13 protein-coding genes and 1 other RNA gene are annotated in these 16,824 nt (G+C 62.7%); 5 read left to right on the forward strand and 9 right to left on the reverse strand.

Going from position 1 to position 16,824, the window contains the following annotated elements:
- Positions 1-108: 108 nt before the first annotated feature.
- Positions 109-462, forward strand: coding sequence for a DUF1304 domain-containing protein (locus tag VC212_RS09715; RefSeq protein WP_055849330.1), 354 nt, complete (start codon positions 109-111; stop codon positions 460-462).
- Between the two features lie 238 nt (positions 463-700).
- Here the strand turns inward: VC212_RS09715 and VC212_RS09720 are convergent, their stop codons facing one another.
- Together VC212_RS09720 and VC212_RS09725 are read right to left on the reverse strand one after the other, a co-directional pair.
- A complete protein-coding gene (locus VC212_RS09720) occupies positions 701-3,175 on the reverse strand; it encodes an acyl-CoA dehydrogenase (protein WP_115528620.1) in 2,475 nt (824 codons plus the stop codon).
- Positions 3,172-4,095 carry an alpha/beta hydrolase gene (locus VC212_RS09725; protein ID WP_323515411.1) on the reverse strand — a complete coding sequence of 308 codons (924 nt, stop codon included), beginning with the start codon at positions 4,093-4,095 and terminating at the stop codon, positions 3,172-3,174. Before VC212_RS09725 ends, VC212_RS09720 begins: the two co-directional genes overlap by 4 nt.
- A gap of 136 nt (positions 4,096-4,231) precedes the next feature.
- On the opposite strand from VC212_RS09725, the gene VC212_RS09730 reads away from it, so the two are divergent.
- The gene (locus tag VC212_RS09730; RefSeq protein ID WP_115513564.1) at positions 4,232-4,840 is read left to right on the forward strand and encodes a TetR/AcrR family transcriptional regulator; all 609 of its coding nucleotides are present in this window, start codon (positions 4,232-4,234) and stop codon (positions 4,838-4,840) included.
- Positions 4,841-4,950: 110 nt separating this feature from the next.
- On the opposite strand, the gene VC212_RS09735 is transcribed toward VC212_RS09730, so the two are convergent.
- The 3 genes from VC212_RS09735 to VC212_RS09745 form a co-directional block, all read right to left on the reverse strand.
- On the reverse strand, positions 4,951-7,854 hold the full coding sequence (locus VC212_RS09735) for a TonB-dependent receptor (protein ID WP_115528617.1): 2,904 nt from the start codon (positions 7,852-7,854) through the stop codon (positions 4,951-4,953).
- 242 nt (positions 7,855-8,096) lie between these two features.
- Positions 8,097-8,933: a hypothetical protein gene (locus VC212_RS09740; protein WP_055850372.1), complete on the reverse strand. Its 837-nt coding sequence runs from the start codon at positions 8,931-8,933 to the stop codon at positions 8,097-8,099.
- Between the two features lie 153 nt (positions 8,934-9,086).
- Positions 9,087-9,977 carry an Hsp33 family molecular chaperone HslO gene (locus VC212_RS09745; protein WP_115554323.1) on the reverse strand — a complete coding sequence of 297 codons (891 nt, stop codon included), beginning with the start codon at positions 9,975-9,977 and terminating at the stop codon, positions 9,087-9,089.
- A 75-nt stretch (positions 9,978-10,052) separates the two neighbouring features.
- Between VC212_RS09745 and mtgA the strand changes: the two genes are divergently transcribed.
- The 3 genes from mtgA to VC212_RS09760 are packed head-to-tail and all read left to right on the forward strand — an operon-like array spanning position 10,053 to position 12,226.
- Positions 10,053-10,790, forward strand: a complete 738-nt coding sequence (gene mtgA, locus VC212_RS09750; protein ID WP_323515409.1) for a monofunctional biosynthetic peptidoglycan transglycosylase — start codon at positions 10,053-10,055, stop codon at positions 10,788-10,790.
- Between the two features lies 1 nt (position 10,791).
- A complete protein-coding gene (locus VC212_RS09755; protein WP_323515408.1) occupies positions 10,792-11,838 on the forward strand; it encodes a glycosyltransferase family 2 protein in 1,047 nt (348 codons plus the stop codon).
- Positions 11,798-12,226, forward strand: coding sequence for a CBS domain-containing protein (locus VC212_RS09760; RefSeq protein WP_323515407.1), 429 nt, complete (start codon positions 11,798-11,800; stop codon positions 12,224-12,226). Before VC212_RS09755 ends, VC212_RS09760 begins: the two co-directional genes overlap by 41 nt.
- A 99-nt stretch (positions 12,227-12,325) precedes the next feature.
- Here VC212_RS09760 and VC212_RS09765 read toward each other — a convergent pair.
- The 4 genes from VC212_RS09765 to VC212_RS09780 all read right to left on the reverse strand — a co-directional run bounded on the left by VC212_RS09765 (position 12,326) and on the right by VC212_RS09780 (position 16,818).
- Positions 12,326-12,401: non-coding RNA, sX9 sRNA (locus tag VC212_RS09765), on the reverse strand.
- Between the two features lie 86 nt (positions 12,402-12,487).
- Positions 12,488-14,443: an AsmA family protein gene (locus VC212_RS09770; RefSeq protein ID WP_323515406.1), complete on the reverse strand. Its 1,956-nt coding sequence runs from the start codon at positions 14,441-14,443 to the stop codon at positions 12,488-12,490.
- A gap of 51 nt (positions 14,444-14,494) precedes the next feature.
- Positions 14,495-15,139 carry a hemolysin III family protein gene (locus tag VC212_RS09775; RefSeq protein ID WP_323515405.1) on the reverse strand — a complete coding sequence of 215 codons (645 nt, stop codon included), beginning with the start codon at positions 15,137-15,139 and terminating at the stop codon, positions 14,495-14,497.
- 74 nt (positions 15,140-15,213) lie between these two features.
- The gene (locus VC212_RS09780; protein WP_115528611.1) at positions 15,214-16,818 is read right to left on the reverse strand and encodes a peptide chain release factor 3; all 1,605 of its coding nucleotides are present in this window, start codon (positions 16,816-16,818) and stop codon (positions 15,214-15,216) included.
- Between the last annotated feature and the right edge of the window lie 6 nt (positions 16,819-16,824).

Below are 16,824 nucleotides of genomic sequence, written 5' to 3' on the forward strand. Positions count from 1 at the left end.
GCGCTGGTGACGCCATCTCGTTCAAGGCACGATCTCTGTGCGTGTTGCAAGACAGCCGGCGCGGCATCGCGGCTATGCTTGCCGCCACGTCCACACGACTTTCTCGCCATGTCCCTGTTCGCGATCATCGCCGGCATCCTTGTCGGCCTGCTGCATGTCTACATCCTGGTGCTGGAGATGGCGCTGTGGACGCACCCATTGGGCTTGAAGACCTTCCGCAACACATTGGAGAAGGCACAGGCCACCCGCGTGCTGGCGGCCAACCAGGGCCTCTACAACGGCTTTCTCGCCGCAGGTCTGCTCTGGGGCGCGCTGGCGGCACGGGTCGATGTGCTGAGCTTCTTCCTGGGCTGTGTGGTGGTTGCGGGGTGCTACGGTGCCTACAGCGTCAACCGCCGCATTTTTTTCGTGCAGGCGGTGCCCGCGTTGATCGCGCTCGGGTTGGTGTGGCTACCGCACTGAGGCGTCTGTTGGCAGGGTGTTTGCCTCTCGTCAGCAGGCTTGCCCGCGATGCCACATCACCGGTCACGCCGCTTCGCGGGCAAGCCCACGCCTGCAAGACAGCCACCTGAGACTGACAGGTCGGCAGCCCATGGCTGCTCGCATCTGCTCACAGCGTAACCGGGTGATGGGCGGCCCCCGCAAACAACGACGGCGGGCTAAAAGCCCGCCGTCGTCGCTGAGAACCTTGGCACGAACCTTACGCGGCTTCGCGCGGCTGCTGTGCCTGCGGCTTGTCGTAGAAGCTCGCCGCACGCAACTCGTGCGGATCGAAGTCGTCCACGGTGATGGTGTCCATCATGATCTCGCGCAGCTCTTCCAGTAGCTTGCGCTCGTCCACGGTGAGCACGCCCTCGGCCACCGCTTCGTCGAGCTGTGCACTGAAGTCGAGGGCTTCGATGCCCTTGGTCTTGAGCGCCTTCAGGAACTTGCGTTCCACCGGCTCGGCCATCACCGCCTTGGCCAGATAGCTGGAAATGCGGCCACCCGGGTTGTTGGCGCACGGGGTCAGAAACACGCCCTGTGCCAGGCGATCGCGCGCTTCGTTCGGGGCCATCAGGATCGATGCCACACGGTGTCCCAGGCGATCGCCCGGCGCTTCGGCACGACGGCCCAGCGGGAAGATCAACACCCACATCAGCCAACCCACCGGGCGGATCGGGAAGTTACGCAGCGCCGCCGATAGCGAGGTCTCGATCTTGTGCACGCTGTCGTGGAAGGCCCAGGCCAGCAGCGGCTGGTCGGCCGCCGGCGCGCCTTCGTCGTGATATCGCTTGAGCATCGCGCTGGTCATGTAGATATGGCTCAGCACATCGCCCAGCCGACCCGACAACGACTCCTTGAACTTCAACTTGCCGCCCAGCATCAGCATCGACACGTCGGCCATCAGGGCCAGGTTGGCCGAGTAGCGATCCAGCTTGCGGAAAAAGCGACGGGTGTATGCATCACCCGGCGCTGCGCCGATACGCGCACCGGTCAGACCGAACCAGAACGAACGCACCGCATTGGAGATACCGAAGCGGATGTGCCCGAACAGGCTCTGGTCGAACTCTTCCAGACCACGGCGCGTATCCGGATCCTGCGCCGCCTTCATTTCCTTCATCACCCACGGATGGCACAGGATCGCGCCCTGGCCGAAGATCAGCAGACTGCGGGTCATGATGTTGGCGCCTTCCACGGTCACGCCGATCGGCGCGGCCTGCCAGGCACGGCCGGCGAAGTTACGCGGCCCCAGAATGATGCCCTTGCCGCCGATCACATCCATCATGTCGCTGACCACTTCGCGGCCCATGGTGGTGCAGTGGTACTTGGCGATCGCCGACGGCACCGACGGCACGTCGCCGCGATCCACCGCCGCCGCGGTGGCCTGCGCCAGCGCGCTGATCGCATAGGCTTTGCCGCCGATCCGCGCGAGCGCTTCTTCCACGCCCTCGAAGCGGCCGATCGACAGACCGAACTGCTTGCGGATGCGCGCATACGCACCGGTCACCACCGCGGCGTACTTGCCGCCACCGCTGGCGGTGGAGGGCAGGGTGATCGAGCGACCCACTGCCAGGCACTCGTTGAGCATGTTCCAGCCCTTGCCCACCATCTCCACGCCGCCGATCAGCTGGCTGAGCGGAATGAACACCTCGGTGCCACGGATCGGGCCGTTCTGGAAGGTGGAATTCAGCGGGAAATGACGGCGGCCGATTTCCACTCCCGGGGTCTCGCGCGGCAGCAGCGCCAGGGTGATGCCGATGTCCTTCTTGTCGCCGATCAGGCCGTCCGGGTCATAGGCGCGGAACGCCAGGCCGATCAGCGAGGCGACCGGTGCCAGGGTGATGTAGCGCTTGTCGAAGGTGAGCTTGACGCCGAGCACGTTTGCGCCATTCCACTCGCCCTTGCAGACGATGCCGTAGTCGGGGATCGAGGTCGCATCCGAGCCGGCAAACGGGCCGGTCAGACCGAAACACGGTACTTCTGCACCGACGGCCAGACGCGGCAGGTAATAGTCTTTCTGTTCCGGGGTGCCGTAATGCAGCAGCAGCTCACCCGGCCCGAGCGAGTTCGGCACACCGACGGTGGAGCTGACCACGCTGGAGATCGACGACAGCTTCTGAATCACCTTGTGGTGCGCCAGCGCGCTGAAACCCAGCCCACCGTACTGCTTGGGAATGATCATGCCGAAGAACTTGTTCTTCTTGATGTAGTCCCAGAGCTCCGGCGGCAGATCGGCGTGGACGTGGGTGATTTCCCAGTCGTTGACCATCTTGCACAGCTCTTCCACCGGTCCATCCAGGAACGCCTGCTCTTCAGCGGTCAACTGCGGCTTGGGGTAGTTGAGCAGCTTCTGCCAATCCGGGTCGCCGGTGAACAGCTCGCCCTCGAAACCGACCGAGCCGGTCTCCAACGCGATGCGCTCGGTCTGCGACAGCGGCGGCAATACCTTGCGGAAAAAGCCCATCAACGGCGTCGTCAGCAGCGGCTTGCGCAGGAACGGCAACAGCACCGGAGCGGATACCAGCACCACCAGTGCGGCGGCGACGATGGTGGCGGTGAGATTGGCACCCAGCAGCCAGCACGCCACCAGCACGCAGGCGCTGATCGCAACCCAGGTGGCAAGGCGCATGCGGTGATAGGCAGCGATACCCGCCGCCAGGATGACGAGGAGGAACGGTGCAACGATGCTCATGGTCTTGCTCCAGTGACATGCTCGGTGATGTTGGACGCTGCAATGGTGCCAACCGAGGGCAGTGCGTCCAGATAATGCAACACGGTGGCGGTAAAGGTGGTGTTGTCGTCGCCTGCCAGCATGTGCGTGGCGTCGGCCAGCTGCACGTGCTGCGCATGTGGGGCGATCGACAGGAATTCAGTGATGTTGTGCGGCGTGACCAGATCGCTGCGCCCGCCGCTGATCAACAGCATCGGGCAACGCACCTGCGCTGCGGCTTCCACCAAGGCGTGCTGCTGCAGCTGCGCATCCTGCCCGGCTAGTTCGTCGACCAGGCGCGGGTCCCAGTGCCAATGCCAACGGCCATCTGCGCGTTGACGCAGCAATGCCTGTAACTGATGCGCAGTCTTGCGCGGGCGATGCGGCAGATACGCGGCAATTGCATCGGCCGCCGCATCCAGCGAGGCAAATCCATCCGGATGCGCGGTCATGAAGCGCAGAATGCGCTCCACGCCCGTGGTGTCCCACCGCGGCGTGATGTCGACCAGCACGATCGCGCGGAACAGCCCCGGCCAGCGCGCTTCGGCAAGCAGCCCGAACAGGCCGCCCATCGAGGCAGCGACCAGCACCGGCGGCTCTGGCTGCTCGCCGGCCAACACAATCAGGTCATCGGTGAATTGGGTGGGCGAGTAGGGCAGGTCGGCGTCGTTGAAGCCCGAGTCGCCATGCCCGCGTGCGTCGTACGACAGCGCGCGGTAACCGGCCTGCGCCAGCGCGGTTGCCGTTGCTTCCCAGGCATGCCGCGTCTGCCCAAACCCATGCGCCAGCAGCACCATGGGTGCGTGCTGCGCACCCCGTACCGACACGGCCAGCTCCACGTCGCCAGCGCTAACGCACGACATGGTCGCAATGGGGGCAAGCGTAGATGGAGATATAACCATACCTAATGGTATGGATGCAGGACACCTGCTGTCAATACTCCCTCGTATGGAGTGTTAAGCCCTTGAATCATGGCAGTTGTCTGTCATTTTTGTGATGCATACTGCAACTGACCCAGGCGTATGGTTAAATCGCGCCATGAACGACATCACCGAATCCACCCCCACCACGCCCCGTGCCAGTTCCGGTCGCGGTAATCGCCTCAGCGCGGACGATTGGGCGCAGGCGGCGCTGGACCTGATCGCCGAACAAGGCGTGAGTGCCGTCGCTGTCGAGCCATTGGCGCGTCGTCTCGGCGTCACCAAGGGCAGCTTCTACTGGCATTTCCCCTCGCGCGACGCCCTGTTGCAGGCCGCACTGGAGCGCTGGGAAATCTTCGAGCAGAAGGAAGTTTTCGGCAGTCTGGAAGACGTTCCCGATCCCAGCGCCCGTCTGCGCGCGCTGTTTCAGCTGGTCGCCCACGAAGTCAAACCGCACGTCATCTACAGCGAACTGCTCAAGGCACTCGACCACCCGGCCGTGCGTCCGGTCATCGACCGCGTCTCGCAACGCCGCCTCGACTACTTGATCGCCTCGTTCCGCCAGGCCGGCCTCAGCCGCACCGACGCCCAGCATCGCGCCCGCCTCGCCTACGCGGCTTACGTCGGCTTCCTGCAGTTATCGCTGCAACTGCAGCAACCCAAACAGGCCCGCGAAGAATTCGAATCCTACGTCGAGCATGTGATTCAGACATTGATTCCTGGGTAGAGCTGCTAATGCTGGGTAGGTGGGCCGATGATGGTTTGCTTTTCTTCGACGCATTGATATGAAAACGGCCCCTTTCGGGGCCGTTTTTTAAACTATGAAATCCTTTTGCATTAGAAGCGCTGCTGGTACTTCATGTACATAAAGCGGCCGATATCGTATCCGCCGTAATAGGAATAGCCAGAGTTGGGCTGGCCATACGCAGGTGCCGAGTAATGCTCGAAGATGTTGTTAGCACCAACGGCCACTGTAGCGTTCCAAGGCAGGACATACGCGACCTGCAGGTCATGGAACGTGTTCGAGCCGAGCTCGTTCATGCCGACGATGGAACCCTGAAACTCGGGAGCGCTAAAGTTCGGCAAGCTGCAGCGGTCGTCCGAGAAACAACGTTCCTTGGTGCGCGAGAAGTAACGCGTGCTCCAGGTGACAGACCAGTCATCCCACTGCCAATTCACCGACAAGTTGGAGCGTACGCGGAAGTTGCCGCCGTAGCCGTTCTGCTGGCTCGGAGGATTAACTGTGTTATCAGCCTTCAATTCGTTCTTGGACACATAGGTGTTCAACAACGCTGCTGTGAAGTTGCCCCACTGGGTTTCAAAACGGTAGTTCAGATCAAAGTCGAAACCTTCAGTCTCAACATAACCCGCGTTGCGTAAACCAAAAGAGAGTGTGCTGATATTACCTGCCGCATTGCGCGTAAATCCGACGCAACGAGATTCCAGGCCGCGCAGGTAGCAATCGTCCAGCAGATCCGTCGGCGTATCCGCCACGATCGTGTTTTCAATCCGAATGTTCCACCAGTCCAGCGAGGCATTCAGACCAGTGATGAAGCCCGGGCTCCATACAAATCCGAGAGTCTTGGAGGTAGAGGTCTCCGGGGTCAGAGTCGGAGTGCTACCAGAAATGAAGGGCACGTTCGATTGTTCGCCGGGGCCGTCTGCGGGAGCGATGGCGGAAGCATTGAGCTGACGGAACCCCGCCGGCACATCCGCCGAGCAGCGCGCATTGCCTGCAGCCGGACCGAACGAGGTGTCACACGGATCGGTGTAGTTCTCGAAGCTCTGCGACAGGCCACCAAACAGGTCTGCAACCGTCGGCGCACGAAAGCCTTCCGACCAAGTGCCGCGGATGAGCAGCGATTCGATCGGCTTCCACTTAAATCCGAACTTGCTGTTGGTCGTATTTCCGAAGGTGTCGTAATCCGAATAACGGGTGGCGAGAGTTACGCTTAATTCTTGCGCGCCCGGAAGATCTGCAAGCAGTGGAACCTGCAATTCGGCATAGATTTCGTTGAGGTTGTAACCGCCCCGTGTCGGGCCGGCAGCCAAGTCAGTTGAGATGCCGGTTTGTGCTAACGCGTCAGGAGAGAATGAGCCGTTTTCTTCGCGGCGCTCGACGCCTAACGCCATGCCAAGGTCACCGGCCGGCAGCGTCGCGAGAACGCCAGCCACGCTTGCGAAGTAGTTCTTCGTGGTGGTTTCAGATAGCGCTTGACCCGGCTGATACAGATAAGCCTGCACATTTGGGTCCCCCAGGCCGTTCGGCGCGTTATAGCCAAACGGAACCAGCGGATTCCACGGTGTGCAGGCCCCTGGGCCGGAACCAAGCGGAATCGAAGCGCCGGCACTACCACATTGGGCAACACCATCTGCATTGATGAAAGAAGGACCAGTGGCCTGACCGACTGCAAAGGTATTGAGGTTACCCGTACTGATCTGGGTCCCCTTGTTCTGGTTGTAAAGGAAGCCAGCTTCCCAATCCCAGTATTTCTCACCGAAGTTGAAGCTGCCGCTGAACTTGCCAGTAAACCGCGAGGTGGTCAGGTTGTTTTGAACTTCACGCGGAACTTCCCAGCCGCGTCGAACGTACTGAACATTCTGCGGCGCTACTCCCGGCGGAAGTGCACCACTTGCCTGGTTGCCCAGAGGGTTGAACACACTGTCTACCGAAAGGCCGCCGTTGCTCAGATCAAATGCGGCACTTTGCATCGGGTAGCCGGCATTTTGCGCAAACGATTCGCGGTCCGTGTAGAGGACGCTGGTATCGAATGCCACATTGTCGGTGAAGTCGAAGTGCCCGTTAAGAAATGCTGACTTACGCTTAATGCCACTGTAAACGGTCGAGGCGAGTGCAGGATTGGAGGTGTCCGTCCCGTTGAGTGGACGAAAACTTGAGAAATCTGCGGGGTTGAGCCCCGCCACGTCGCGGCGTAGCGTTGCGGTGGATGTTCCGCCGGTAGCATTGCGATATGCCAAACGGCCGAATTCCGTGGTGCCGGAGAGACCGCCTGGACGCGGATCAGTCTTTTCGCCAGTGGGAAAACGGTTGCGGCTAAACCAGCGATCACGTGCCCATACCGGATCTTCATTGGTGTATTCGACACCAGCGGTCAGCGAACCACGATCGCCACGGAAACCCATGGTGAAGTCGTAGACTTCGCGCTGACCGTCACCTTGGCCCCATTGACCGATATAGACGTTGGCTTCGGCGCCTTCGAAGTCCTTGCGGGTGATGATGTTGATGACGCCAGCGATCGCATCCGAACCATAGATCGTCGACGCACCGTCCTTAAGGACTTCGATGCGCTCGACCATGACAGAGGGAATCGACGCCACGTCCTGCAAGCCACCATTGGTGATGCCCAGTCGGTGACCGTCGACCAATATCAGGGTGCGGTTTGCGCCCAGATTACGCAGGTCGATGTAGTAGCCACCGACGTTTTCGCCAGAGCTCAGAGGCGACGTGCGGCTAATGGCCGGCGAACCTGCGGTAGGAATGTTCTGCAGGATGTCTGCGACCGACTTGAAACCCTGCTTCTCGATCTGGTCGCGGCTGATCAACAGTACCGGCTGAGCGGTTTCACTGTCGACCTGGCGAATACGCGAACCAGTGACTTCGATCTTGTCGAGGTTGGTGGCTCCGCCGGCTTCCTGAGCGATGGCGGTACCAGTACCGCCCACACCCACGACAAGCGCGAGGACAACTGCATCGCGCAGCTTGTTGGACTTGCAATTCATTAGCTCTCTCTCCAAGTGATCTTGGGTACTGCCAAGGGTTGTTTGCCTGTCGGGGGTTCCGAAGTAGCGGATCCAAAACGTCAGGGTGAACCGATGGTATATGCGTTGCGCCAGGAATTAAAGTCCCGTTAACGAAAAAGAAGGAAGTCGTGAAAAAGTACCGTTTCAGGCATTCCTGAACGAAAAACGCCACCGATTTTGTGATCGGTGGCGTTCTTGGAATTTCGTTTCAGGTCAGTGGCTTACAGGTCTTGCTCATACCTGACATAAGGAATGGTGCCGTCGCTGTTGCTCTCGTTGTTGGGAGCAAACGGGTTCTTACCGCGGGAGATGACGTTCTCCGCGCCGACTGTCAACTGCCCGCTCCAGGGGGTGCGCCAGGTCAGGCCAAGGCCCAGACCTTCCCATTTTTCCGGCTGGCCGGGGACATCGACGACGCGGCCGATGACATTGGCGCTGAAGGCGCCGTAGCCGCCGCCCACGCTGAGCGTCTTGCTGTCCCACTGGTCGGCGATGGCCGGGGAGACGTCAGCCAGCGGGACCAGGCGCGCACGGGCGTAGGTGCCGCCGATCGAGACAAAGCCTTCGCGCCCGATGTTCTTCTGGCCGAAAACGGTCAGGTCATTTTGCTCCACGCGGGTCAACGGTGCCTTACCGGCGCCGATCAGCCAGGCGGGCAGGGTGTCGCGACCGGCACCTGCGGTGACGCCGACGCGGCCACTGCCACGGTTGAAGCCCAGCGTGCCGGAGACGCGACGCGACGCGGCGGCGCTGTCTTCTTCATCGTCGCCGATGCCGGCCAGCAGGCAGTGACTGGCGAGACCGCTGATGTTGGTGCCACGGCTGCTATTGCAGAGCAGGCCTAAGGAATCGCCCGAGGTCATGCCAAGCGCAGCATCCAGCGAATTGCGGCCGAAATGCCAGCGCGCGCCAGCCTTCTGCTCGCCGGTGGGTTCCAGGTACAGAAACGCTTCCACCTTGCCGCTGCCCTTGTTCCACACCGGCAGGATGGTGCTCTCGCGCAACTGCTGGGATGCCGACTGCGCATGCACACCCGTGGCTGCCGCAAGGGCAACCAGCAAAGCGAGCGGAAGGCGCAGAAGGTGTCGCATACCAGAGTTCAGACCCTAGGGGCAGTTGTTAAGTTCCCGAGAGCGGGCAGTGAGAATGCTAGGGCGTTTATGATTATTTAACAAGTGGTCACGTTCCCCAGAACGCACCGCCGATGCTATCTATTGCAACCGTTCCGGCGCCTGCTGAGAGGGCTGCGCCGTGCTGAAAAGTACGGCCAACTCGGTCAACGGAAAGTGATACTCGCGGCCACAGAACTCGCACCGCACTTCCACCTCGCCGGTTTCTTCAGCGGCTGCGCGCGCCTCTTCTTCACCCAGCGATTCCAGCATCGACGCGACCCGCTCGCGGGAGCAGGAGCAACCGAAGCTGAGCGGCTTGCCGCCCAACAACTGCGGGTCTTCTTCGTGGAACAGGCGGTGCAGCAGGTCGTCGCCGGCCACCGACAGCAGCTCGGGGGCGCCGAGGGTGTCGAACAGGGCGCCGATGCGGGTCCAGCCGTCGTTGTCGCCTTCGTCGCCAGGCAATTTCTGCAGTAGCAGGCCGGCGGCGTGATCCGGGCCAGCGGCCAGCAACAAGCGGGTCGGCAGCTGCTCGGACTGCTTGAAGTAGGTTTCGAAGGCTTCGGCCAGATCTGGGGCCTGCATGCCGACCAGGCTCTGGTAGCGCTGCGGTTCGCGCGGGTCCAGGCCGGGGTTTTCGATGGTGATCGCCAGCAGGGCGGCCTCGCCCAGCTCACGCAGGTCGGTGGGCGCGTCGGCACCCTCGGCCAGTTGCACGATGCCGCGCAAGGTGCCTGCGGCCGTGCATTCGGCAAACAGGGTGCGCAGGGTGTCGTTGCCGCGCAACTGCACCGACAGACGCCCGTCGACCTTGGTGTGGCCGGTGAACAGGGCGGCCGCCACCGCGGCTTCGCCCAGCAGCTGGCGCGCGGCAGGAGGGTACTCGGCGGCGCCCTGGACGTCGTGCCAGGCCTTGGTCAGACGCACGTGGACACCGCGCACGCCGGCGGCAGGCAGCAGGAAACGGGAAAGCTGATCGTGATCGGTCATGGAGACATCGGACGTAAGGGACGCTGGTTGCCGGATAATGCGGCAGGCATCGGGATTGAAGGTCGAAGCGAACTAATGGGGACGGATGCATTGGATGGCAAGCAGGTGACAGCACCGCGGCGCCGACGCTGGCTGCGCTGGATCCTGGCGGCGCCGCTGCTGTTTGCGGCGGCGAGCGTGCTGCAGGTGCTGGTGTTGCGGGTGGTCGACCCGCCGATCAGCAGCATGATGGTCGGGCGCTACCTGGAGGCCTGGGGCGAGGGGGACGGGAGTTTTTCGCTGCACCAGCAGTGGCGCGATTACGATCAGATCGCCGCCAGCCTGCCGATTTCGGTGGTCGCTGCCGAGGACCAGCAGTTTCCGATGCATCACGGTTTCGATCTGCAGGCCATCGAGAAGGCGCGCGATCACAATGCGCGCGGCGGACGTGTGCGCGGCGCCAGCACGATCAGTCAGCAGGTCGCCAAGAATGTCTTTCTGTGGCAGGGCCGCAGTTGGGTGCGCAAAGGCCTGGAGGCCTGGTACACCGTGTTGATCGAGCTGCTCTGGCCCAAGCAGCGCATCCTGGAGATGTACCTCAACGTGGCCGAATTTGGCGACGGGGTGTACGGCGCGCAGGCGGCTGCGCGGCAGTTCTGGGGTAAGGATGCGGCGGGCCTGTCGCCGGCCGAATCGGCGCGTCTTGCCGCGGTATTGCCCTCTCCACGCCGGTACGATGCGCGCCGGCCGGGCGCGTATGTGCAGCGGCGCACCGCCTGGATCCAGCGGCAGGCGCGCCAGTTGGGCGGCGCTGCGTATCTGCAGGCGCCGTGAGGTGAGCTCGATCGATACCGCTCAATTGCCGGTCGCCACCGAACGCCTCACGGTGGTCATTGCGGCGTTCAATGAAGAAACCAGCATTGCGCTGTTGCATCCGCGCCTGTGTGCGGTGCTGGCGCGCTTGCATGGCCTGCAGACGCATGTGCTGTATGTCGATGACGGCAGCACCGACGGCACCTGGAATGTGCTGCAGGCACTTGTACAGGGCGATGCGCAGGTCAGCGCGCTGCGGCTGTCGCGCAATTTCGGTAAGGAGGTAGCCATTTCCGCAGGTCTGGACCATGTGCTGCCCGGTGCGGTGGTCCTGCTCGATGCCGATGGCCAGGATCCGCCGGAATTGATTCCCGAATTCGTTGCATTGTGGCGTGCCGGCTACGACAACATCTTTGGCACGCGCGTCTTTCGTGATGGCGAAAGCTGGATGAAGCGTGCTTCTGCGCACGCGTTCTATCGGGTCATCGGACAGCTGTCGCGCACACCGATTCCAGCCGATAGCGGCGATTTTCGCCTGCTGTCGCCACGCGTGGTGCAGGCGCTGCAGCAGTTGCGCGAGCGCCACCGTTTCATGAAGGGATTGTTCGGTTGGGTCGGGTTTCGACAGGTGGCATTGCCGTACCGGCGCGCGCCGCGTCTGTCTGGAGGCAGCAAGTTCACGGCGTGGCGGCTATGGAATCTGGCGCTGGATGGCATCACCAGCTTTTCAACGGCGCCGCTACGCGTGGCGACGTATCTGGGGTTGTTCACCGCAGTACTTGCGCTGTTGTTCGGCGCCTGGGTGGTGGTCAAGGCGGCGCTGATCGGCGACCCGGTGGCCGGTTGGCCGACCATGATGTCGGTCATCCTGTTTCTGGGCGGCATCCAGTTGATTGCCTTGGGATTGATCGGCGAATACCTGGGCCGGTTGTACGACGAGGCCAAACAGCGCCCGTTGTACCTGGTCGATACCCACCGCGGCGCGGTGGGAGTAGTCTGCGACGACCAGACCAAGCGCGGAGCGGGCCATGCAGACCGTACGACAGCTGTTGGGGACCAAACAGGTTGAGGTATTCGCAGTTGCGGCCGATGCCGCGGTGATCGAGGCGATCCGGCTGATGGCTGAAAAGGGCATCGGTGCGGTCTTGGTGATGGATGGCCAGCGCCTCGCCGGCATCGTGTCCGAGCGCGATTACGCGCGCAAAGTGGTGCTGCGCGATCGCTCGTCGTCCACCACCAGCGTGGCGGAGATCATGAGTTCTCAGGTAGTGACGGTGTCGCCATCGGAGACCGTTGAGTGCTGCATGCAGTTGATGACCGACGGCCGCTTTCGGCATCTTCCGGTGGTCGAGAACGGCCGCGTGCACGGCGTGATCTCCATCGGCGATCTGGTCAAGGCGGTGATCGAAGCGCAGCGGCAGGATATCGACCAGTTGCAGCGCTATATCGCCAGTTGAGCGTTACCCCGGTTGACGGTTGGTGGCCGGTGTAGTTTGCCAGCCGGCTGATCGTGCCAGTGGGGTCGGCGCATGCACGTCGAGTGCAGCATTAAGAGTGCCTAAAAAATGTTGCGAGCACTCGTCAGGTGGGTGCGGGTGGTGCGCTCAGAACCGGAATGCACCAGCGGTACATGCCGCGCCGAGCACTGGTCGTGCCCGCCCGGCGGTGAGCACAGTCGTTGTGTCAGCGGCTACAAGCGTCACACGACACCAGCGCGATCATTGCACGTACTTGCCGCCGCAATCGCTGTCCTTGCCCGGGCCAGGTTCGAAGGTGGCAAGCAATGCTGCAGGCGGCGCAATGGTGGCGAGTGCGACAGCAATCGCGCCGCGTAGCCCGAGTGCCTTGAAATCCGGGCGGAAGCTCGGGTCCTTGAAGGTCCCGGCAATCCGCAACGGCGAACGCAGGCTCAGAATGCTGCGATCTTTCGGGCGTGGGCGCAGCAGCAGATCGAGCGTCTCGTTCTTGAGGCTGATGTTGCCCTCGCCGACGATGATGGTGTCGGTGCTGTCAAACGCCAGGGCACGCGACTGCATGAGTCCGTCCTTGACGCCGAAATCGCCGAACATGCAACGCACCGGGATCTGACGATCCTTGATGATCAGATACTTCAGCGATTCGGCGATGTCCAGACCGGCCAGTTCCATGATCAGGTTGCCGACATGACCGCGGCCCATGCCAACGCCGATCGAGCCGTCAGCGCTGCCGAGCATCGCCGCAATCGAATTGCCGCGGCCACGCAGGTCCAGCTCACCACCGATTGCGCCTGAGGCCTGTTTGGCGAGTGTGGCGTCTGGAAATAGCCGGTCCAGCCGAATGCCGCGAATGCCGGCCTTCAGCTGCGTGGTGATGACGGGGTTGCGCGCATCCATGCGGATGGTCGAACGGATATCTCCGCCGGCCACGCCGAAGTTGAGCGGGTCCAGTTGCAGCAGACCATCCTTCAACGTCAACGATGCATCCATGTCGTCCAATGGCCAGGACGGTGCATTGATGCGCTGCGCGCGCCAACGCACCTGCGCATCCATCGCGCGCAGTTTGGACAGATCGTAGGGCGTGGTCGGCAGGATGCGCGCGCTGGCGGCAAGTTGCGCCGCCTGCTTTTTCTGCTCCGCATTAGCCGATTCGTTCGCGCCGGTCTTGGGTGGTGCACCGATAAAGCCGGCCAGATCGTCGAAGTCCAGCCGTTTGGATGCGAGATCGGCACGCAGAAACGGGCGTTTGTTGCGCAGGTCTACCTCGGCCGTGCCGGACAGATCGCTGTCGCCGGCAGTGCCGGTGAACGTCTCGTAGCGCCATACATCGCCATCGCGGCGCAGGTGGCCGTCGAGTGTGTAGGGCGGCGTGGATGGCATGGCGACGCCGGTCAGCGGATACAGGTCTTGCATGTCCTGGCCGCTGAGCGCCATCTGCAGATTGAAGACGCGGAACTGAAACGGATTGGTCAGCGTGCCGCGCACGTGCGTACGGGTGGCGCCGGCACTGCCGCGCAAATCGATGCGGAAGGGATGTTCGCTCTGGCTCAACTCGAGCGGCGAGGCGGTGTTGCCTTTCAGCGTAAACGGGTAGCCCTTCCAGCGGCCCTTGCCGTCGATGCCGATCGGCGCTGCACGTTGGTCGCTGCGCGGGGGCGCCAGACTGTCGATGGCCACATCGATATTGGAACGCATGGCATCGTCGATGTATTGCAGCCGTCCCTTGGCCACCAGCAGCCGGCCGAGCCGCGGCATGCTGCCATCGCCTTTCTCGGTATCGAACACCCAGTTGCCTGGATGCGTCTCATTGCCGGCTTCCAGCAGAACGGTGGGCTGATCGAGGCGGATTTCTGGCAGCCGCACCTTGCCGCGCAGCAGGGGCCACAGCTCGACATCGATCTCGGCAGCGTTCAGTTCTGCCATCGCGCCGCGCTTGGACCACGCGGCATTGCCCAGCTGCAAGCGCTCGCCGCGAACGGTGGTGGTGCGGCCCAGGTCCACATCCAGATGTCCCAGATGGAAAACGCGGCCGGTCTTGGCGCTGACCATGCGTTCGACCGGGCCGCGTAGCCAGTTCCAGTCGAAGAGCAGCAGCAGGATCGCCACGATGGCGACAACGCTGCCGAGCCCGATCAGCCAGCGTCGACGGCGCGCTGTGCGGGCGGAAGGGGTGGCAGCAGTCGGGGGCGCGTTGTTCACGCGACCCATGGTTGGCGATGGCTCGTGACCGGCGCGCGAACGCGACGACGATCACACCACCTGTTCGATCACCGCAACGAAGTGGCAGGCGCTGCCGGCCAGCACGAACAGATGCCAGATCGCGTGGAAATAGCGCTGGGTGTCGCGTTGGTAGAAGTAGGTGCCCAAGGTGTAGAAGAGCCCACCGGCGAGCAACCAGCACAGCGACCAGGTGTCGACCGAACGCAACAGCGGTTCGATCGCCACGACGATCAGCCAGCCCATTGCCAGATACAGCACGGTGGACAGCAACCGAAAGCGGCCGGTGAAAAACAGTTTGAAGATCACCCCGGCCGCGGCGATGGTCCAGATCGCGGCAAACAATCCCCAGCCCCAGGAGCCACGCAGGTTGATCAGGGTAAACGGCGTGTAGGTGCCGGCGATCAGCAGGTAGATCGCGCAGTGATCGAGCACCTGCAGGCGTGCCTTGGCGCCGGCATGCGGGATGGCGTGGAACAGCGTGGAGGCGACGTAGAGCAGCACCAGCGTGGCGCTGAAGACGATGGAGGTGGCCAGCTGCCAGCCATCGCCATAGATGGCTGCCAGCGTGATCAGCACCGAGCCACCGGTCAATGCGGCAACTGCGCCCAGGCCATGGGTCAGCGCACTGGCGATTTCGTCGCGCAGGTCGGTCGAGGGGGAAGCGTCTGCATTCATGCCAAAAATGTAGCGCAACTGCGAGCAATTCGCATCGCCAGCAGTCGCGTAGCGTTTTTCCCGTTAAGCGCGGCTCAATCGATGGCCTTGGCGTGCGCATGTTCGCGCGTCGCCGAGAAGCGCACATCCGGCGCACGTTCCTGCGCCAGCTGCAGGTTGACGCGCGTGGGAGCGAGATAGACCAGCTGGCCGGCCGCATCGATGCTCAGATTGCCGGCGTTTTTCTCGCGGAATTCCTCAAGCTTCTTGGCGTTGTCGCACTGCACCCAGCGCGCGGTAGTGACGCTCACCGGCTCGAAGATCGCATCCACGCCGTATTCGTCCTTGAGCCGGTAGGCCACCACGTCGAACTGCAGCACACCCACCGCGCCCAGGATCAGGTCGTTGCTCATCAACGGGCGGAAGAACTGTGTGGCGCCTTCTTCGGACAGCTGCGCCAGGCCCTTTTGCAACTGCTTGAGCTTGAGCGGGTCACGAAGGCGCGCGCGGCGGAACAGTTCCGGCGCGAAGTTCGGAATGCCGGTGAACGACAGCGATTCGCCTTCGGTGAAGGTATCGCCGATGGAAATGGTGCCGTGGTTGTGGATGCCGATCACATCGCCCGGCCAGGCTTCGGCAGCGATCTCGCGGTCGGAGGCCATAAAGGTCAGCGCGTTGGCGAGCTTGACGTCCTTGCCGCTACGCACGTGCAGGGTCTTCATGCCGGCGGTGAACTTGCCCGAGCACACGCGCATGAAGGCCACGCGGTCGCGATGCTGCGGGTCCATGTTGGCCTGGATCTTGAACACGAAGCCGCTGAGTTTGGCTTCGGTGGCCTCGACGCGGCGGCCGGTGGTGTCGCGCGCCTGCGGCGGCGGGGCGTGTTCGATGAAGAAGTCCAGCAGCGGCTGCACGCCGAAGTTGTTGACGCCGGAGCCAAAGAACACCGGTGTCTGCTGGCCGGCGCGGTAGGCGTCCACATCGAAGGCGTTGCTGGCGCCTTGCACCAGTTCCAGCTCGTCGCGCAGCTCGGCCAGCATCTGCTCGCCGATCTTGGCGGCAAGGCCGGGTGCATCCAGCGACGGGAAGATGGTTGAATCCTGACGGGTGAAGTTGCGCCCCTGTTCGTACAGATGCACCTCGCCGGTGATCAGATGCACCACGCCCTTCAGCCGCTGGCCCATGCCGATCGGCCAGGTCACCGGTGCGCACTGGATGCCGAGCACGGTTTCCACTTCATCCAGCAGGTCGATCGGGTTCTTGCCCTCGCGATCTAGCTTGTTGATGAAGGTCATGATGGGCGTGTCGCGCAGGCGGCAGACTTCCATCAACTTGATGGTGCGTTCTTCCACGCCCTTGGCGACGTCGATCACCATCAGCGCCGAGTCCACCGCGGTGAGCACGCGATAGGTGTCCTCGCCGAAGTCGGCGTGGCCGGGGGTGTCGAGCAGGTTGATCACCTTGCCCTCGTACGGGAACTGCATCACCGAGGAGGTCACCGAGATGCCGCGCTCTTTTTCCAGCGCCATCCAGTCCGAGGTGGCATGGCGGGCGGCCTTGCGGCCCTTCACGGAGCCGGCCATCTGGATCGCGCCGCCGAACAACAGCAGCTTTTCGGTCAGCGTGGTCTTGCCGGCGTCGGGGTGGGAAATGATCGCGAAGGTGCGGCGGCGCGCGGCTTCGTTGGAGACTTCGGACATGGGCGG

The sequence above is a fragment of the Xanthomonas sp. WHRI 8932A genome, from assembly GCF_035012785.1.
In the GTDB taxonomy this organism is placed as follows: Bacteria; Pseudomonadota; Gammaproteobacteria; order Xanthomonadales; family Xanthomonadaceae; genus Xanthomonas.

Excerpts from the sequence above, each read along its gene's own strand:
- VC212_RS09715 (WP_055849330.1), top strand. The coding sequence starts at position 109 with ATGTCCCTGTTCGCGATCATCGCCGGCATCCTTGTCGGCCTGCTGCAT.
- VC212_RS09720 (WP_115528620.1), bottom strand. The coding sequence starts at position 3,175 with ATGAGCATCGTTGCACCGTTCCTCCTCGTCATCCTGGCGGCGGGTATC.
- VC212_RS09725 (WP_323515411.1), bottom strand. The coding sequence starts at position 4,095 with ATGGTTATATCTCCATCTACGCTTGCCCCCATTGCGACCATGTCGTGC.
- VC212_RS09730 (WP_115513564.1), top strand. The coding sequence starts at position 4,232 with ATGAACGACATCACCGAATCCACCCCCACCACGCCCCGTGCCAGTTCC.
- VC212_RS09735 (WP_115528617.1), bottom strand. The coding sequence starts at position 7,854 with ATGAATTGCAAGTCCAACAAGCTGCGCGATGCAGTTGTCCTCGCGCTT.
- VC212_RS09745 (WP_115554323.1), bottom strand. The coding sequence starts at position 9,977 with ATGACCGATCACGATCAGCTTTCCCGTTTCCTGCTGCCTGCCGCCGGC.
- mtgA (WP_323515409.1), top strand. The coding sequence starts at position 10,053 with ATGGGGACGGATGCATTGGATGGCAAGCAGGTGACAGCACCGCGGCGC.
- VC212_RS09760 (WP_323515407.1), top strand. The coding sequence starts at position 11,798 with ATGCAGACCGTACGACAGCTGTTGGGGACCAAACAGGTTGAGGTATTC.
- VC212_RS09775 (WP_323515405.1), bottom strand. The coding sequence starts at position 15,139 with ATGAATGCAGACGCTTCCCCCTCGACCGACCTGCGCGACGAAATCGCC.
- VC212_RS09780 (WP_115528611.1), bottom strand. The coding sequence starts at position 16,818 with ATGTCCGAAGTCTCCAACGAAGCCGCGCGCCGCCGCACCTTCGCGATC.